This window comes from Streptomyces sp. CA2R106, from assembly GCF_037034245.1.
Taxonomy (GTDB): Bacteria; Actinomycetota; Actinomycetes; order Streptomycetales; family Streptomycetaceae; genus Actinacidiphila.
On the sequence record NZ_JBAGKC010000031.1, the window covers coordinates 69,021 to 86,123 of the forward strand.

Genomic DNA, 17,103 nt, shown 5'->3' on the forward strand with positions numbered 1-17,103 from the left:
GTCCAGCCCCCGCCCGCCCGGATTCCTAGTCGTCGCCCAGGGGGGACAGCGCGGTGCCGTCGTCGAGCCGGCCGCTGAGCGTCGCCCGCGTTCCCCGCGCCGCCGGGGTGGACAGGAACGCCCCCTGGGACGTGGCCTCGACGCCGTTCGTCGCCTTGATGGACGCGGTGTCGCGGCTGCCGGCCGCCAGCAGGTACCACCGGTCGGCGGGCGACTTCCACATCACCCCGGCCATCACGTGCTGGTCGTAGCGGCTGCACGCGTTGCCGTCGGCTTGCTGCCCGGCGAGCGTGCCGAGCTCCGCCGTCTTCGCGGCCGGCGGCACGAACTGCACCAGCGCGATGCCCGGCCCGCGCCAGGTGTCGGCCCGGTCGCAGGTCCACGACGCGTCGCCCGCGCCCTCGGGCAGCGCGGTGTCCGCGAACTCCCAGTCGTCGACCGCCTTCACGCCCTGCCCGCGCAGCTCGACCAGCCGGCACGCGCTGTGCGCCCAACTTGCCAGCGCCTGCGACCCCGTGGCCTCCCGCGGTGCCACCGCGCCGCCCACCGACGACGGCGGGCTGTAGGTGAGGTGCACCGGCGCGAGGTCGCCGAGGTCGGCGACCAGGAACGACTTCTCCGCGCCGATCGACGCCGAGGAGCGCAGCTCCATCACCGGCCACGTCGTCCCGCACGCCGCGGAACCCGTCGCGTTCGACGCGGCGCTGGGCCCCGGCATCGGCACCGGGTCGGTCACGCCGTCCGCGCTGCGGTGCAGGTCGGCGGCGTCCTGGCCGGGGCGGAACAGGTCGCGGGTGCTCGCCTGCGTGACCCAAGGGGCCGTGAGGAAACGGGCGTTGCCATCCACCCGGTCCACCAGCAGCGCCGCCGAGGTGGTCAGGTCGGCGTTCTGCGCCTGCGCGAAGTCCAGCGCGGCCCGGCCCGTACCGCTCTTCGGCTGCGCGTAGCGCACCACCCGCAGCCCGTCGTAGAAGATCACCACGGTCGCGGCGTCCTCGTCCCCGGCGAAGAGCAGTTGCGGCGGCTGGGTGGGCCCGGTGCGCGGGGTGCCCGGGGTGGCGCTGACGTCCACCGAGGAACCGGGGTTCGCCCACACCGCCAGCGCCCGGCCGAGCAGCTCGGTGTCCTTCGTACGGTCGCCCCGCGCGGGCCAGGCGGAGAAGTCTAGCCGGGCGGTGGCCTTCCAGCCGGCCGCCGGCACCTTCACCAGCGCGGCCGGGTCCAGCGCGCGCGGGTCGGCGCCGGGCGTCCCGGAAGCCGCGTAGTGCTCCGTCGAGGAGCCGCCGCCGACCACCGCGAACAGCAGCGCGCCCGCGGCGACCACCGCGGCGGCCGTGCCCGCGATCCGGCCCCGGCGGCGGCGCCGCAGCAGGTCGGTGGGGCGCAGTTGCAGCGTGCAGGCGTCGAACTCGCCCGACGCCAGCAGCCGTCGGCCCGCGACCGGGCCCGTCGTGGTGTCGGCGCGGCCGCCCCCCGCGTCCGTACCGAAAGCCGCCCCCGGACCGGCGTCGAGGCCCGCGCCCGTGACGACCCCGGTCACCACGCCCGGCACCGCGCCGCTCCGGGCGGGCACCTTCACGCCCGCCGCGAGCCGTACCGCCTCGCGCGGGTCGACCACGCCCGCCGCGTCGAGCACACCGCGCGCGTCCGGCTCGCCCAGCGCCTCGGCGGACATCAGCGCGTACGCCGCCCGGGCCGGGGCCGGCAGCGAGGACAGCGCGCGGTACAGCGCCGCCTCGGCGTCGCCGCCTGCCTGCGGATGCGCCCGCAGCCCCGTCAGCTGCGGCGGCCGCACGTTCTCCAGCGCCGCGCGCAGCCGTCCCTGGTCGCCGAACTCCAGCGCCGCGCGCAGCACCCGCACCCGCAGCACCCCGTACGCGCCGCCCTGCCGGGAGGGCGCGGGCGAGGTCGGCAGCGCGGACTGCACCAGCCGGTGCGCGGCCAGCGCCCGGCGGTGCTTGCCGAGGTCGGCGGGCAGCGTCACGTACGCCAGCCGGACCAGCCGCGGGTAGTGCTCGACCAGTGCCGCCTCGGCCTGTGCGACCGAGATGGTGGCGGACGAGCCGCGGGAGGATGCGGAGGAGGTGCCGGATGCCGCTTGCGTCTTCACGCAGTGTCGAACGAGCCGTTGATGCGATGGTCACCCGGGGGCGTCACACGAACGTGTGAAGGGCGCCCCACCGAATCCGGCGGGGCGCCCTTCAGGCGGCGTACGGCGGACCGGCCGCGGCCCGGGACCGGGCGCGGACCGGCGCGGCCCTACGGCGTCCGGCTCGGCTCAGACCAGCCCGGCCTTCTCCAGCGCGGTCCCGCAGGTGTCCACGATCAGCCGCGTCACCACGTACGGGTCGATGTTCGCGTTCGGGCGGCGGTCCTCGATGTAGCCCTTCTGGTCCACCTCGACCTGCCACGGGATGCGCACCGACGCGCCGCGGTTGGACACGCCGTAGCTGTACTCGTTCCACGGGGCGGTCTCGTGGGCGCCGGTGAGGCGGTGCTCGACGCCGGAGCCGTAGTTCTTGATGTGCTCCAGCGGCTTGTCGTCGCGGCCCAGCGCCTCGGCGGCCTCGATGATCGCCTCGTAGCTCTCGCGCATCTTCTTCGTGGAGAAGTTGGTGTGCGCGCCCGCGCCGTTCCAGTCGCCCTTGGCCGGCTTGGGGTCCAGGGTGGCGGAGACGCCGAAGTCCTCGGCGGTGCGGTACAGCAGCCAGCGTGCGACCCACAGGTGGTCGGAGACCTCCAGCGGGCTGAGCGGGCCGACCTGGAACTCCCACTGGCCGGGCATCACCTCGGCGTTGATGCCGGAGATGCCCAGGCCCGCGGCGAGGCAGTTGTCCAGGTGCTTCTCCACCACCGGGCGGCCGAAGATCTCGTCGGCGCCGACCCCGCAGTAGTAGCCGCCCTGGGGCGCCGGGAAGCCGTTCTCCGGGAAGCCGAGCGGGCGCGAGCCCTGGAAGAACGTGTACTCCTGCTCGATGCCGAAGAGCGACTCCTGGCCGGCGAACTTCTCGGCGACCTCCCGCAGCGCGGCGCGCGTGTTGGACTCGTGCGGGGTGCCGTCGATGTTGAAGACCTCGCACAGCACGAGCTTGTCCGCGCCGCCGCGGATCGGGTCGGCGAAGGTGGCGACCGGCTTGAGTACGCGGTCCGAGGCGTGGCCCTCGGCCTGATTGGTGCTGGAGCCGTCGAAGCCCCAGATCGGCAGCTCGGCGCCGTCCGCGAGGATCTTCGTCTTCGAGCGGAGCTTGGCGGTCGGCGCGGTGCCGTCTATCCAGATGTACTCAGCCTTGTAGGTCACGGTGACGCCATCCTTAACGAACGTGAGCGCGGGTGCGGCACCGAGCCGCGCTGATCGGGCCGGTAGGCAGCGTCCCAACAGCGCTTTTCCCCGCCGTTGCCCGGCTGTTAACCACGTGTGAACTGCCCGCCGTGACCAGCGGGAACCCCGCCGTGAGGTGCAGGCGGGACAGGGGTGGCGCGCCGTCCGGAGCACGCCGGGCGCGGGTAGGGTCGAGGGTATGCCGCACAGCATCGTGGAGTACTCCGCCAACCTCGCCGACACCTTCGACCGCCCGCAGTTCGCCAAGGGCCTGCACGAGGCCCTGGTGCGGGTCGCCGGCGGCCGCGCCGAGGGCTGCAAGACCCGCTTCGTCCGGCTCGACGAGACGTACATCGCCGACGGCTCGCCGCACTACTCGATGGTCCACGCGCAGGTGGGCATCCTGTCCGGCCGCCCCACGCGGGTACGGCGGGAACTGGCCGAGGCGGTGCTCGCGGCGCTGCGCGACACCGTACGGCCCCTGCCGGAGGCCGAACTCCAGCTGTCGGTCGACGTACGCGAGCTGGACCGCGAGACGTACGCCCGGCACGACACGCCCGCGCAGGTGCGGTCATGACGCTGCGCGTGGGGCTGCTCGGCACCGGACCCTGGGCGCTGAAGGCGCACGCCCCCGCGCTGGCCGCCCACCCGGACGTGGAGCTGGCCGGGGTGTGGGGCCGCCGCCCGGAGGCCGCCGAGCAGCTGGCCCGGGAGTTCGGCGGGCACGCGTACGGCGACGCGGACGCGTTGATCGGCGACGTGGACGCGGTGGCGATCGCCCTGCCGCCGTCCGTGCAGGCGCCGTTGGCGGTGCGGGCCGCGCGGGCCGGCAAGCACCTGCTGCTGGACAAGCCGCTGGCCGCGACCGTCGAGGAGGCGCGCGAGGTGGCCGACGCGGTGGCGTCCGCCGGAGTGCGCTCGGTGGTGTTCTTCACGCTGCGCTTCGGCGCGGGCACGTCGGCGTGGATCGAGCAGCAGGCCGCCGCAGGGCCGTGGTTCACCGGCCGCGCCGACTGGTACGGGGCGGTCTTCGGCGGTGCTGCCAGCGCCTACGCCGACTCGCCGTGGCGGCGCGAGAAGGGCGGGCTGTGGGACGTCGGCCCGCACGCCCTGTCGGTGCTGCTGCCGGTGCTCGGCGACGTCACCGAGGTGCACGCGGTACGCGGCCCGGCGGACCTGGTCCACCTGACGCTGCGGCACACCTCGGGCGCGTCGAGCACGGCCGTGCTGACGCTGACCTCGCCGCCGCCCGGCGCCGGCGTGGCGATCGAGTTCCGCGGCGCACCCGGGATCGCGACGTTCCCCGCCGACATCGGCAGCCCGCCGACCGAGGCGCTGGCCCGGGCCGTCGACGCGCTGACGAGCGGTGCGCCGCACGCCTGCGACGCCCGGTTCGGGCTGCGGGTCACCGAGATCCTGGCGGCGGCCGAGCGGGCACTCGACGCTTGACCTTCGGCGACCTGGCGACCTGGTGACCCGGTAACTGCGGCCCGCGCGCGGGCAGGTGGGGCGCGGGGCCGGGCGCGCTGGGCCATCCGGGGGAATGCGGGCGAAGGTGCGCCGGATCGGGAAGAGACGTGCGCCGGGCGTGGTTCGCAAGTGGCATGAAGGCGATCGTTTACAGCAGCAGCGGCGGCCCCGATGTCCTCACCCTCACCGACCGGCCGGTGCCCGAACCCGGGCCCGGCGAAGTGCGGGTGAAGGTCCATGTCTCGGGGGTCAATCCGACGGACTGGAAGTCGCGCGAGAACACCTCCCCGCAGCATCCGCAGGTGCCCAACCAGGACGGCTCCGGTGTGATCGACGCGGTCGGCGCGGGCGTGCCGGCCGAGCGGGTCGGCGAGCGCGTCTGGCTGTGGGAGTCGGCCTACCAGCGGCCCGACGGCACCGCGCAGGAGTTCACCACGGTCCCGGCGCGCAAGGCCGTCCGGCTGCCTGACCACGCCTCCTTCGACCTCGGCGCCAGCATCGGGGTGCCCGCCATCACCGCCCACCGCGCCCTGACCGTCGCGGAGTTCGGCCCGGTCCGGCTCGCCCCCGGCGCCCTCGCCGGGCGTACGGTCCTAGTCGCCGGCGGCGCGGGCGCGGTCGGCAACGCGGCGATCCAACTCGCCCGCTGGGCCGGCGCCACCGTCGTCACCACGGTCAGCAGCCCGGAGAAGGCCGCGCTGGCCACGGCGGCGGGGGCGCACCATGTGGTCAACTACCGCGAGCAGGACGCCGCGGCCGAGATCCGCGCCCTCGCGCCCGACGGCGTGCACATCGTGGTCGAGGTCGCCCCGGCGCACAATGCCGCCCTGGACACGGCGGTGACGGCGAACAACGCGGTGATCGCGTTCTACGCCAATGACGCCGGCGAGTTCACCGCGCCGGTGCGTGCCTCCATGGCCCAGAACCTGCGCTGGCAGGGCCTGCTGCTCTACACGGTGCCCGACGAGGCGAAGGACGAAGCGGTGGCCGCGGTGTCCGCCGCGCTCGCCGACGACGCGCTGCGGGCCGGGCCGGAGGTCGGCCTGCCCTTCCACCGCTACCCGCTGGAGCGGACCGCGGAAGCGCACGAGGCGGTGCGGGGCGGGGCGGTCGGGAAGGTGCTGATCGACGTGGCCGGGTAGGTGCGGGGCGGCGGGCTGATCCCGGGCCGCCGGTGCGGTGCGGTGCGATGCGGTGCGTTGCTGTGGTGCGGGCGGTCGGGCCGGTGCCTGGGGACTGCGGCGGCCGGGCGGTCAGGCGGTCAGGCGGCGGAGGCGACGTACGCCTTCGCCGCGGCCTGGGCGACCTGCTCGACCTGGTCGATGGCGCCCTGCTCGGTCCGCTGCCCGGACGACAGCACACTGACCAGCAGCCGGTGCCCGTCGTACGTCACCTCGCCGATGCTGTTGATGTCCCACAGCCCGGTGGCGCTGCGCTGGAGCCAGCCGTTCTTCAGCGCGTAGCCGGAGCTGTCGGTGTCGGCCGCCGACACGCCCCAGCGCTCACCGGCGACGACGGACCGCATCAGCCCGGCGATGTAGGCGCGGGAGGTGGACGACAGGGGCGAGCCGCTGTCGAACACCGCGTGCAGCAGGGCGATCTGGTCGCCCGCGGTGGTCTGGGTCAGCCCCCACAGGTCGTTGTCGCCACCGACGGTGTGGGTCAGCCCGAAGGACGCGTTCGCCGTGGCCAGTCCCGCCTTGCGGCCGATGGTGCGCCACAGTTCGAGTGCCGCGCTGTTGTCGCTCTCCTCGATCATCTTGGTGGCCAGCGCCTTCTGACTTGCCGTCAACTGGGTGCCGGCCTTCTGGTCCTGGAACAGCAGGGTGGCGAGGATGTCCACCTTGACGATGCTCGCGGTGTCGTACGAGGTCGCGCCGGTGGCGTAGGTCGCGGCGGAGCTCGTGCCGGCGGTCGAACCGGCATCGGTGACCGCGACGGACACATTGCCGCTGACGCCGAGGGCGCGGACCGCCGAGGTGACGGCGGCCTGGGTCGAGGCGGTGGTCGTGGCCGCGGTGTCGGCCGTACCGGCATCGGTGGCGGACACGTCGGTCGGCGAGGTCGTGGTGGAAGCCGAGGCCGAGGGGCTCGACGGGCTGGCGCCGGCCTTCGGGGTGGCCGTGTCGGTGGTGGTGTTGGTGTTGATGTCGGAACCCGCCTTCGCCGACGGCGACTGCACGATCGTGGCGAGCGTGAGGACGGCCATCGCGGCGAGGGCGGTCACGGAGATCAGCAGCGGGCGGGTCCAGGAGCGGGCGGCGGCGTGCGCGGGCGCGGAGCCGGTCGCAGCCGCCGCGGGTATCGCGCCGGGGGCGACGAGCCGCGTGGCGGGCTCGGGGGCGCCGGCGTCCTCCTCCGCTCGCGGTGGGACCGGGGCCGCGCCCGTACCGTCGCCGTGTGTGCCGGCCATGGCCGCCCACCCCCCGCCTTCGCGGTCCGCCAACGGTCTGCGCTGTTCCATGCCACCGACCCTAGGAACGGTTTCTGGGGTTCCTCTGAGAGCCGGGTGGCAATCGTCTGAGACATGCCCGGGGCGCCCGCGGGTGCCCGCGCCAGGGCGCCTACGGGTGGGGGCGCCTACGGGCGGGGGTGCCTGCGGGAGGTGCCCGCCCGACGCGTCCGTGCGCGGTGTTTCGCGGGGCCGGACGGTGCCGACCGGCGTGCGGCTGACGCTACGAGCGGGGTGTTGTCGCCGTGTGACCGGGCGGTGACGATCAGCGCACTGGTGCGGTGGGCGCGGTCCCCGTGCTGGATGAGGGGGCGGCGCCCGGCGGGAGCCCGGCGCTCGGCGCGGACGTGCCGGTTGATGCGGGCGCGCTGTCGTGTTCGGCCCCGTAGTCCGATCCTGCGACGATGCTCAGCCGCAGCCGGGTCTCGTCCTCGCTGCCGACCGCGGCCGTCATGATGACGACCTTCAGCTCGGAGTCGCCGTCGGTCAGGACGTCGCAGTCCACCGTCACGGTGCCGACCACCGGGTGCTCGACCCTCTTGTGGTCCTCGCGGTGCGCGGCGACCGTGCCGGCCGCCCACAGCTCGGCGAACCGCTCGTTGCCCGCGGTCAGGTCGCGGATCAGCGCGGCCAGACGGCGGTCCCGGGGGAAGCGCCCGGTGGCGCGGCGCAGGTCGGAGACCACGGCGGCGTCGGTGGCGGGGCGGTCCGCCTCGATCACCGGCCACCGCGACAGGACCCTGGTGCTGCCCTCCACCGGGAAGCGGTCGCGGGCGAAGTTGCGCTGCTGCGGGGGCGCGCCGGACGGGTCGCCGATCAGCGCGGCCCAGCCGCGGTTCCACCACAGCAGCTGCCAGTCCGCGGCGAAGACGGCGGCGGCCGTGCCCTGGAGGCGGGTGAGCACGCGGTTCATGCCGGGCGGGAGGTGGTCGGAGACCGTGCCGTTCACCGGCGGGACCAGCCCGGCCAGCCGGTAGAGGTGGTCCCGCTCCGCGGTGGTCAGGTGCAGGGCGCGGGCGAGGGCGGCCACCACGGAGGACGAGGGAGTCGTGGCGCGCCCCTGTTCCAGGCGTACGACGTAGTCGACCGAGACCCCGGCGAGGTCGGCCAGTTCCTCGCGCCGCAGCCCGGTGGCCCGCCGTCCGTGGGCGACGGGCAGGCCGACGGCGGCCGGGGGGAGGCGGTCGCGCCAGGTGCGGATCGTCGCGCCGAGCCCGAGCCCGAGCCCGAGTCCCGGCCCGGGTGTCGGCTCCGGCGTGGCCGCGGGCGCCGGGCGGCCCGCCCCTCCGGCTGCCGTCGGTGTGCTGTCCCTGCCGCGCACGTCGTCCATGCTTCCATGCTCGCGCACCCGGAAACGGAGCGGCAGCCACGAAGGTGGTACGGCTGTTCCTACCGTCGAACCGTCCCTGGTCGGCCCCTCCGGCCGGCGGCACCATCGAACCCATGACGATCACTTTCATCACCGGAGCCAACAAGGGCCTCGGCCGCGAGACCGCCCGCCGCCTCGTCGCACAGGGCCACACCGTCCTCCTCGGAGCGCGCGACCGCGCCCTGGGCGAGAAGGCAGCCGCGGCAGTGGGCGCGCGCTACGTCCCCATCGACGTCGCCGACGACGCGTCCGTGGCCGCCGCTGCCGCCGACATCGCCGCCCACGAGGGCCGGATCGACGTCCTGATCAACAACGCGGGCGTGCACGGCCCGTCCGGCGGTCCCGGCGAACTCACCGCCGCCGACGCCCGAGCCGTCTTCGACGTCAATGTCACCGGCGCGGTCCGCACCACTGCCGCGTTCCTGCCACTGCTGCGCCGGTCGGACGACCCTGCCATCATCAACGTCAGCAGCGGCATGGGCTCGCTCGCCTTCACCCACGACCCGTCCCGGCCCGAGTTCCATGTGGTCGTGCCGCTGTACTGCGCGTCGAAGGCGGCGCTCACCATGCTGACCACGCAGTACGCCAAGGCCCTGCCCGACATCCGCGTCAACGCCGCCGACCCCGGCTACACCGCGACCGACCTCAACGACCACCGCGGCACCCAGACCGTCACCGAGGGCACCGACGCGATCGTCGCGCTGGCGACCGAGGGCCCGGGCGCGGGCAGCGGGCGCTTCGTCGACCGCTACGGTGACATCGCCTGGTCCTGACGCGGGTGCGGGGCACGGAGGGTAGGGGTCCCGCGTGCAACAGCGCGTCGGAGGCGAGCGGGGCGATCCCCCGGTGCGCTACCAGCTGCTGCCGATCGTGCCTGCCGCAGCCAGGATGCCGCCGAACCGGTTCTCGCCGACCTGCCCGATCACGCGGCCCGAGACGGCCGACCGTCTTGGGGCAGCCCGTACTTGGCCGTGCCGTCCAGCGACAGCCGCTGCTCGGCAGCGAGTTGGAGCACCCCGGGCCGCCGCCGCACCCAGCCGGCATCGCACGCCCTCGTCGCTCGTCGCCCGGCCCGCCCGGGTCCGGCACGGGTGACTGTCGAGCCGGCCGGCCAGGGGCTCCGCCCGCGCGCTCAGCTCGGCCGCGACCAGGCGTCCCACAGCACCGCGTACGTGCCCCCGGCCGCGCGCAACTCCTCATGGGTGCCCTGCTCGGTCACCCGCCCTGCCTCCATGACGAGGATCGTGTCCGCCGTCGCGGTCTGCGCGAGCCGGTGGGCGACGAGCAGCGCGCTGCGCCCCCGCAGTACCCGGGCAGCGGCGGTGTCGAGGAGTCGCGCGGAGTCGCTGCCGCCCTCGGCCGTGGCCTCGTCGAGCACCACCACGTCCGGATCGAGCAGGAACAGGCGGGCCAGGGCGAGGTGTTGGGCCTGGCTGGGGCCGAGGTGGTGGCCGCCGGCACCGATCACCGTGGCGGCGCCGTCCGGCAGCGCGCCGACCCATCCGGCCGCGCCGACCGCCTCCAGGGCGGCGCCCACCTCCGTGTCGGACGCCTCGGGCCGCGCCAAGCGTATGTTGTCGGCCACGGTGCCGGCGAAGAGATGGGTCTCCTGGGTGACGAGCGCGACCGTGCGGTGCAGCTCGGCGGGGGAGAGGTCGGTGAGCGGCACCCCGTCCAGCGTCGCGCTGCCGCGCCGGGGCGTCCGCAGGCCGGCGAGGAGCGTGGCCATCGTGGACTTGCCGGACCCGGTGGTGCCCACCACCGCGACATGACGGCCCGGCTCGATCCGCACGGTCACCCCGTGGACGACGTCGGGCCCCTCGCCGTAGCCGAAGTCCGCCGACTCGAGGCGGAGGACGGGCGGCCCGGGCCGGGTACGGGGGAGCGCCGGTGCGGGCGAGGGCGCGGGACGTGGCTCGGGCGCCCCGGCGGTCCTCGCGGGAGCCGCGTCGAGCACCCCGATCAGGCGGGCCAGCCCCGCCGCGGCCTGCTGCACGCTGTCGAACGCGCCCAGCACCATGTTGATCGGGTCGAAGAGCCCGACGAAGAAGAGGGCGGCCGTGGTCGCCGCTCCGACGCTCGCCGAACCGGACCGGACCAGCACCGCGGCGGTGAGCAGGATCGCGCCGAGCCCGATGAACTCCGCGACGTTGAGCCGCCCGAAGAAGCGGGTGGCGGTGCGGATGGCCCTGAACTCGTACCCCGCCGCTTCAAGGGACGCCTCCTCGACCCGGGCGTACTGGCGGCGGCCCAGGCGCAGTGCCCGTACGGTCGGCAGGGCGCCGAACGCGCCCAGCAGCGTGGAGGTGCGGTGGCCCTCGGCGGTGCGGCCGGCGGCGTAGATCGGGCGGGACGTGCGCAGGTACCAGCGCAGGGTGTACGCCTGAAGCGGCACCGCGAGCAGCCCGGCGAGCGCGAACCGCCAGTCCAGCGAGGCCAGTCCGACCAGGGTGGCCAGGATCGCCAGCGCCGCCGACACGAAACTCCCGAAGCCGCCCTGCGCCGCCTCGGTGACGCGCTCCACATCGCCGGACACGCGCGAGACGAGGTCGCCGCTGCCGCCCGCCTCCACGGTGTCCACCGGGAGGCCGAGCGCCGTGCCGACCACCTCCTCGCGCAACTCGGCCACTTCCGGCAGCACGACCCGGGCGAGCAGGACGTTCGACGCCCAGGTGGCCGGGGCGCCGAGCACCGCCGCCACGGCGAGCAGGACGACCGGCCCGATCACCGCCGATGTGCCGCGGCCGTCGACGACCGCCTGCGTCACCCGGCCGATGGCGATCGGTCCGACGAGACCGAGCGCGCTCTGGGCGATCATCACGGCCAGGGTCGCGGCGAGCAGCGCCCGGCGCCTGCGCAGGACGCCGCGCAGATATCCGCGGGTCCGGCGGCCGTCGGCGACCGGCAGCAGTGGTCGGGGCTTCGTCGACATGTCGACGGCCTCCGCGGCGGCGGTGCCGGAGGCGTCGGAGGTATCGGAGGAGGCGTCGGCGGTGGTGGCAGGGGAGTTGGCGGTGGAGCCGGTGGCGTTCATCGGGTCAGCAGCTCCCGGTACGCGGCGTTGTCGCGCATCAGCTCGGCGTGGGTGCCGCTGTCCGCCGCGAGCCGGCCGCCAGGGGCTCCGTGCGGCGCGACCGGCGCACCCTCGCCCGCGGGCGTCGCTGCCGGCGCGCTGCTCGGCGCGGGGCGCAGGAAGAAGACCCGGTCGCAGCGGGAGAGCAGCGCCGGGCTGGTGGTCACCAGCAGCGAGGTCCGCCCGTCGCGCGCCCGCAACTCCCGCAACCGGCTGGCGATACGGTCCTCCGTGGCCGCGTCCACCGCAGTCGTCGGGTCGTGCAGCACCAGCACCGGCGGATCGGCGGCCAGGGCGCGGGCGAGGGCGACGCGCTGCCGCTGGCCGCCGGACAGGCTCTCCCCGCGGTCGCCGACGGGCGCCTGCGCCCCACCGGGCACCGTGTCGATCACCTGGTCCGCGAACGCCGCCCAAGTGCCGCGCTCCGCGGCCTTCTCGTCGGGCGCGAGCAGCGCGATGTTCTCCGCGATGGTGCCCGGGAACAACACGGCGTCATGCGGCGACACCAGTACCCGCGCGCGCAGATCCGCCAACGCCACCTCGCCCACCTCCTTCCCGCCGACCTCGACCCGCCCGCTCCCGGGCTCGCCCTCCCGCACCAGCAGCCCCGGAATCCGCCCGGCGACCCCGGGCACATCGACCACCAGCCCCGTCAACTCGCCGCGCTCGGCGACGAACGACACTCCCGTGAACCCCTCCACCTCGACCTCCGACACCACGACCCGCCCGTCTGCCCACTCACCCGGATCGAGGCCGTCCCGCACCTCTTCCGGTATCTCCACGACCTCAAGGACCCGCCCCGCGGACGCCACCGCCCGCGCATACGCCGCACTCGCCCCCGACACCACCTGCATCGGTCCCACCACGAATCTTGCCAATCCCAAAGCCGCCACAAACTCGCCCAAACCCATTCGACCCGAAAGTGTGAGCCACCCGCCCACTCCCGCGATCACCGCCAAGTACCCGCCGGTGAAGGCCGTTCCCACCGCCGACAGCAGCGACTGCGACGACACCGCCCGCAGCGACGCGCCCAACGCGACCTGGCTGGCCCGCCCGTACTCCGCCGCCGCGGTCCGCTCCGCCCCGATCCCCTTCAACACCCGCATGCCGCGCACCAGATCCTCCGCGAGCACCGCCGCCCGCCCGGCCTCGTGCTGCTCCGTACCGCTGTGCCGCCGCAAGCGCCCCGCCACCCTGTCCTGCACCACGAGCAGCAGCGCCGTACCGAGCAGGATCACCGCGCCCAGCGGCAGCGAGAACCACAGCAGCAGCCCCGTGGACACCGCGAGGACCGCGACCGCGGCCACCGTCTGCGCGACGACCCCCGCGAACGCGCCGACCCGGCCGGCGTCGCTGGCCGCGCGGGTGAGCAGGTCGCCGGGGGCCAGCCGTACGCCGCCGGCCGGCCGCAGCACCCGTTCGGCCACCCACATCCGGACGACGTGCCCGGTGTGCTGCTTGGCCCGCATGCTGGCGCGGGCGCCGAACCGGAACGATAGGGACAGCAGGACGAAGTCCGCGGCGAGCACGCCCAGCCAGAGCGCGATCGCCCACCGGCCGCCGCCCGCGACGGCCTGGCCCACCGTCGCCCCGACCACCACCGGCACCATCGACTCGCCGAGCTGGTGCGTGCTGTAGAGCGCCGACGCGGCCACCAGGTCCCGGCGCCGGGAGCGCAGCGCCCCCCACAGCAGCGCGCGGGCCGACGGCCACTCCACCGCACCGGCCGCCGACGAGGGGTCCGCGGGGGAGGGGGCGGCAGGCCGCGGCGATACGGCTGGGGCGTCGACTGTCACCAAGCCGACCTTAAAGGGACTGTTCGGCGGCGTATACGCGTTATGCGGTCAGGAGGTATCGCCCACCGGCCAGCGGGTGAGGGACCTCTTGAAAATGAAAACCAAAGTCGTATAATGATGGCATGGCCAGAAACGAACTGCGTCCCGTCGTCAAGCTCCGGTCCACCGCGGGCACCGGCTACACCTACGTGACCCGCAAGAACCGGCGGAACGACCCCGACCGCATGACCCTCCGCAAGTACGACCCCGTCGCGGGTCGCCACGTCGACTTCCGAGAGGAGCGCTGAACGCCATGAAGCCCTCCATCCACCCCGCCTACGGCCCCGTCGTCTTCCGCGACCGCGCCTCCGGCGACGCCTTCCTGACCCGTTCCACGCTCACCAGTGACAAGAGCATTCAGTGGACCGACGGCCGGACCTACCCGGTCTTCGACGTCGAGGTCTCGTCGGCGAGCCACCCCTTCTACACCGGCACCCAGCGCGTCATGGACTCCGCCGGCCGCGTCGAGCGGTTCAACCGCCGCTACGGCCGCCCGGAACCCGAGAAGCGGTGAGCCCCCGCCCCGCCCGCCGGCGGGGCGCGGACCGGAGACGGCCCGCCCCCGCACGGACCGGCCACGAGGCCCGGCACGTCCGACGTGCCGGGCCTCGCCGCGTCCGCGCCCCCTCCCTCGCATCAGCCGGACTCATGGGCTGAATATCGGACTTCTCCCGCGGGCTGTGGATAACTTTGCGCATGGCGGCGGACGCAGCCCGTAGCGTGGTTCTCGCGTGGCGCAGGGAGCGCCGCGTTCATTCCCGTCCGGGAAGCCGGGGATGACCGGGGAAACAGGGGTTCCGGGGGCAGAAATGGAAGGGTTCGTTTTCGGGGAGTTCCGCCTGTCGGTCGGCGGTCGCGGCCAAGGCATCAGGCTGGAGCGCGCCGCGCCCGAGACCGGCCGGCGCGGCGGCGGTCGCGGCGGGGGGCGCGGCGGGGGAGGCCACGACGGGGGCGGCAGCCCGGACGACCCGGCCCTGCTCCTGCCCGAGCGCCGGGTGCGCCACCCCCACACGGGTGTCGTGGGCACACTCGTGGGGCGGGAAGAACAACTGGGTCTGTTGCGCAGCGTGGTGCGGTCGCGCCGTATGGTCGAATTCACCGCGCCGTGCGGATCGGGAAAGACCTCCCTGCTGCGCGCTGTCGCACCGGACGCATATATCCGCGCCGGCGCCGCCGACCTCGAGGACTTCCTCCAGGACCTGGTCCGCGAATTCTACGAATACCCGCCCGGGGCACCCCGGCTGAGCACCGAGGAGTGCCGCCACGCCCTCGAACAGGTCGTCGCCGTCGTCGCCTTGGACGACGTGGGATACGACCCGCCGCAGATCGCCGAACTGCGCGACGCGTTACGCGGCTGCGCGGTGCTGATCGGCGCGGTCCGGCCGGGCGTCGGGCGGCTCGGCGTCTCGCACCCCCTGCCGGGCCTTGCCGCCGAGGACGCGGTGACCCTGTTCTCCCGCTTCCTCGGCCGGATCGTCGCGGGCGCCGAACTCCCTCCGTCCCACCGGCTGGTGGCCGCACTCGGCGGCCGACCCCTCGCGCTGCGCCAAGCCGCCGCGCTGGTGCGGTACGAAGGCCGGGGCATCGCCGAGCTGGCGTGCGAGGTGGAGCCGGACCCCGAGGTGCTGGACGAACTGGCGATCGCCGTGCTCGGCCCGCGGTCCAAACGGGTGCTGGCCGTCCTGGCGCTGCTGGGCGGCGCCCACCTGCCGGCCCGGCTCGTCGCGGCCATGGCCGAAGTCGAGCCCGGTACCAAGCGGTTCGAGCAGCTGTGCGCCCGAGGGCTCGCCGAGAAGCACGGCGACCGCTTCGGCCTGCCGACCGGCCTGCCCGAGCCCTACCTGCGGCTGCTCCACCCCCACCTCGACCTCCGCACCGCCCTGCGGGCCCTGGCCGGCTGGATCGAGGCGCGCGATCCGGGCAGCGAGGAGGCGGGGCAAGCCGCCGACGTGGCAGTGCCGTTGCTGGACGCGGCAGCGAGCCACGGCGCGTGGGACACCGTGGTCGCGCTCGCCCTGACCGTGGAACCGGTGCTGTGCCTCCAGGGCCACTGGCGGTCCTGGCAGCGGGCACTCGACATCGGGCGCATCGCGGCGCAGCGGCTGCCGGACCCGGTCGCCGAGGCCCACTTCGCCCACCAGGAGGGCACCTTGCACCTCCTGGAGGGCCGCCGCGGCGCGGCCATGGCCGCGCTGACCCACGCGCTGGAGCTGCACACAAGGCGCACCCGCCTCGGGAACAGCCCCGCGGCGGAGGACACCCGGGCGAATCTGGCGCTCGCCGCGGGCAGCAGCGGCGGCACCCGGGACACGGGCGGCGCGGGCGCCGCGCGCACCCTGCTCGGCAAGCGGCTGTCGGGCATCGGACGCTCGACCGGCCGGCGGCGCAGAGCCCGGGCGCGGCGCCGCAGCCGCAGAGCACTGGTCGGGGTGGGGACCGCCACCGCGGTCCTGGCGACCGGCGTCGCCGTGGCGGTCGGCGCCGTCGGCCGCGACGGGCTCGGCGGTGTGGGCGGCGCCAGCCGGCACAGCGGCACCTCGGCGGCCGGCGCGAAGGGCGGCCCGGCGTCGTCCGGCGGCCTGCCCGGCCCCCGGCGGTACGACGGCACCGGCACCCAGGGCGCCCCGGGCAGCACCGACCCCGCCGCGACCGGTGCGCCGACCGACCCGGACACCGAGCTGCACCCCCTCACGATCAAGGGCACCGCGGACTACGGCGACGTCCACGCCGGCCCGTCCGGCACCGCGCCCGTCGCCAAGCTCACCATCACCAACCCCAACAGCAGATCCGTCGCCCTGGACGCGATCTCCCTCTCGGCCCGCTCCGACTTCGCCATCACGCAGGGCTCGTGCCACACCGAGGCCACCACGGCGCCCGGCTTCCTCGACGACGAGGCCGGCGGCACCCCGGCGCAGGCCAAGGGACTCGCCGCAGGCGGCAGTTGCAGCGTGACCGTCCGGTTCGCACCCACGGCGCTCGGCAGCCGCGCAGACACCCTCACGGTCAGCTACGGCAAGGGCGGCAAGAGCACCGCCCGTCTCACCGGCCGCGCCTTCGCCACGGTCAAGGTCACCGTCGCCCCCGACGCCGACGGGCGCCGCCACGGCTACGTCGACATCAGCTCCGACGGCGCCGTCACCACCTGCGACCAGGCCGCCCCCTGCACCGTCCGCTACTACGACACGAAGACGCCGCTGCGCCTCGAAGCCCACGGAGACCCCGCGGCCACGGACGGCTCCAGCACCACCGGGACCACCAGCAGCGGGAGCGCGGACACCGGCGGCACCGGCAGCACGAGCACCGCGGGGAGCACCAGCGGCGCCACCGGCACGACCGACGGTTCGGGCACGTCGTCCGGCAGCACCTCGACCACCGGCTCGGCCGGCATCGGCACCGTCATCAGCCCGGGCTACCTCCCGGGCAGCTGGACCGGCCCGTGCGCCGGCTCCTCCGACGCGTGCACCCCCACCCCGGGCGGGGACGTCACCACCATCGTCACCTTCACGGCGGGCACCTCGTGACCCGCCCCCCAGCCCGCCTCCGCACCCGCACCACACCGCACCCGGCAGGCCCGGCCCATGACGC

13 protein-coding genes are annotated in these 17,103 nt (G+C 75.0%); 7 read left to right on the forward strand and 6 right to left on the reverse strand.

The genetic code is table 11. The annotated features are described in order from the left end of the window. Positions 1-25: 25 nt before the first annotated feature. Together WA788_RS30330 and glnII are read right to left on the reverse strand one after the other, a co-directional pair. On the reverse strand, positions 26-2,110 hold the full coding sequence (locus WA788_RS30330) for a hypothetical protein (protein WP_335982748.1): 2,085 nt from the start codon (positions 2,108-2,110) through the stop codon (positions 26-28). A gap of 168 nt (positions 2,111-2,278) precedes the next feature. Beyond that, on the reverse strand, positions 2,279-3,298 hold the full coding sequence (glnII, locus tag WA788_RS30335) for a glutamine synthetase (RefSeq protein WP_335982751.1): 1,020 nt from the start codon (positions 3,296-3,298) through the stop codon (positions 2,279-2,281). A 220-nt stretch (positions 3,299-3,518) separates the two neighbouring features. Between glnII and WA788_RS30340 the strand changes: the two genes are divergently transcribed. From WA788_RS30340 to WA788_RS30350, 3 genes are all read left to right on the forward strand, one after another. Then, positions 3,519-3,896, forward strand: coding sequence for a 5-carboxymethyl-2-hydroxymuconate Delta-isomerase (locus WA788_RS30340; RefSeq protein WP_335982753.1), 378 nt, complete (start codon positions 3,519-3,521; stop codon positions 3,894-3,896). A gap of 2 nt (positions 3,897-3,898) precedes the next feature. After that, positions 3,899-4,768 (forward strand): Gfo/Idh/MocA family protein, encoded by an 870-nt coding sequence (locus WA788_RS30345; protein WP_335982782.1) that lies wholly within the window; start codon positions 3,899-3,901, stop codon positions 4,766-4,768. A gap of 155 nt (positions 4,769-4,923) precedes the next feature. Then, a complete protein-coding gene (locus WA788_RS30350) occupies positions 4,924-5,931 on the forward strand; it encodes an NADPH:quinone reductase (protein ID WP_335982756.1) in 1,008 nt (335 codons plus the stop codon). Positions 5,932-6,050: 119 nt separating this feature from the next. Here WA788_RS30350 and WA788_RS30355 read toward each other — a convergent pair whose 3' ends face one another. Both WA788_RS30355 and WA788_RS30360 read right to left on the reverse strand, forming a co-directional pair. Beyond that, on the reverse strand, positions 6,051-7,253 hold the full coding sequence (locus WA788_RS30355; protein ID WP_335982760.1) for a serine hydrolase: 1,203 nt from the start codon (positions 7,251-7,253) through the stop codon (positions 6,051-6,053). Between the two features lie 253 nt (positions 7,254-7,506). Beyond that, the gene (locus WA788_RS30360; RefSeq protein ID WP_335982762.1) at positions 7,507-8,571 is read right to left on the reverse strand and encodes a helix-turn-helix transcriptional regulator; all 1,065 of its coding nucleotides are present in this window, start codon (positions 8,569-8,571) and stop codon (positions 7,507-7,509) included. A gap of 113 nt (positions 8,572-8,684) precedes the next feature. On the opposite strand from WA788_RS30360, the gene WA788_RS30365 reads away from it, so the two are divergent. Further along, positions 8,685-9,383 carry an SDR family NAD(P)-dependent oxidoreductase gene (locus WA788_RS30365; RefSeq protein WP_335982763.1) on the forward strand — a complete coding sequence of 233 codons (699 nt, stop codon included), beginning with the start codon at positions 8,685-8,687 and terminating at the stop codon, positions 9,381-9,383. Between the two features lie 359 nt (positions 9,384-9,742). On the opposite strand, the gene WA788_RS30370 is transcribed toward WA788_RS30365, so the two are convergent. Both WA788_RS30370 and WA788_RS30375 read right to left on the reverse strand, forming a co-directional pair. Beyond that, a complete protein-coding gene (locus WA788_RS30370; RefSeq protein WP_335982764.1) occupies positions 9,743-11,644 on the reverse strand; it encodes an ABC transporter ATP-binding protein in 1,902 nt (633 codons plus the stop codon). Next, complete coding sequence (locus WA788_RS30375; protein ID WP_335982765.1) at positions 11,641-13,479, reverse strand: ABC transporter ATP-binding protein; 1,839 nt, start codon at positions 13,477-13,479, stop codon at positions 11,641-11,643. The genes WA788_RS30370 and WA788_RS30375 overlap by 4 nt, the downstream gene beginning before the upstream one ends. Before the next feature lie 122 nt (positions 13,480-13,601). On the opposite strand from WA788_RS30375, the gene rpmG reads away from it, so the two are divergent. The 3 genes from rpmG (at position 13,602) to WA788_RS30390 (ending at position 17,039) form a co-directional block, all read left to right on the forward strand. Beyond that, positions 13,602-13,766 carry a 50S ribosomal protein L33 gene (gene rpmG, locus WA788_RS30380; RefSeq protein ID WP_055610751.1) on the forward strand — a complete coding sequence of 55 codons (165 nt, stop codon included), beginning with the start codon at positions 13,602-13,604 and terminating at the stop codon, positions 13,764-13,766. Positions 13,767-13,771: 5 nt separating this feature from the next. Then, positions 13,772-14,032: a type B 50S ribosomal protein L31 gene (locus tag WA788_RS30385; protein ID WP_335982768.1), complete on the forward strand. Its 261-nt coding sequence runs from the start codon at positions 13,772-13,774 to the stop codon at positions 14,030-14,032. A gap of 571 nt (positions 14,033-14,603) precedes the next feature. After that, on the forward strand, positions 14,604-17,039 hold the full coding sequence (locus WA788_RS30390) for a hypothetical protein (protein ID WP_335982770.1): 2,436 nt from the start codon (positions 14,604-14,606) through the stop codon (positions 17,037-17,039). The last annotated feature ends 64 nt before the right edge of the window (positions 17,040-17,103 follow it).

Excerpts from the sequence above, each read along its gene's own strand:
- WA788_RS30340 (WP_335982753.1), top strand. The coding sequence starts at position 3,519 with ATGCCGCACAGCATCGTGGAGTACTCCGCCAACCTCGCCGACACCTTC.
- WA788_RS30350 (WP_335982756.1), top strand. The coding sequence starts at position 4,924 with ATGAAGGCGATCGTTTACAGCAGCAGCGGCGGCCCCGATGTCCTCACC.
- WA788_RS30355 (WP_335982760.1), bottom strand. The coding sequence starts at position 7,253 with ATGGAACAGCGCAGACCGTTGGCGGACCGCGAAGGCGGGGGGTGGGCG.
- WA788_RS30360 (WP_335982762.1), bottom strand. The coding sequence starts at position 8,571 with ATGGACGACGTGCGCGGCAGGGACAGCACACCGACGGCAGCCGGAGGG.
- WA788_RS30365 (WP_335982763.1), top strand. The coding sequence starts at position 8,685 with ATGACGATCACTTTCATCACCGGAGCCAACAAGGGCCTCGGCCGCGAG.
- WA788_RS30370 (WP_335982764.1), bottom strand. The coding sequence starts at position 11,644 with ATGAACGCCACCGGCTCCACCGCCAACTCCCCTGCCACCACCGCCGAC.
- rpmG (WP_055610751.1), top strand. The coding sequence starts at position 13,602 with ATGGCCAGAAACGAACTGCGTCCCGTCGTCAAGCTCCGGTCCACCGCG.
- WA788_RS30385 (WP_335982768.1), top strand. The coding sequence starts at position 13,772 with ATGAAGCCCTCCATCCACCCCGCCTACGGCCCCGTCGTCTTCCGCGAC.
- WA788_RS30390 (WP_335982770.1), top strand. The coding sequence starts at position 14,604 with ATGGTCGAATTCACCGCGCCGTGCGGATCGGGAAAGACCTCCCTGCTG.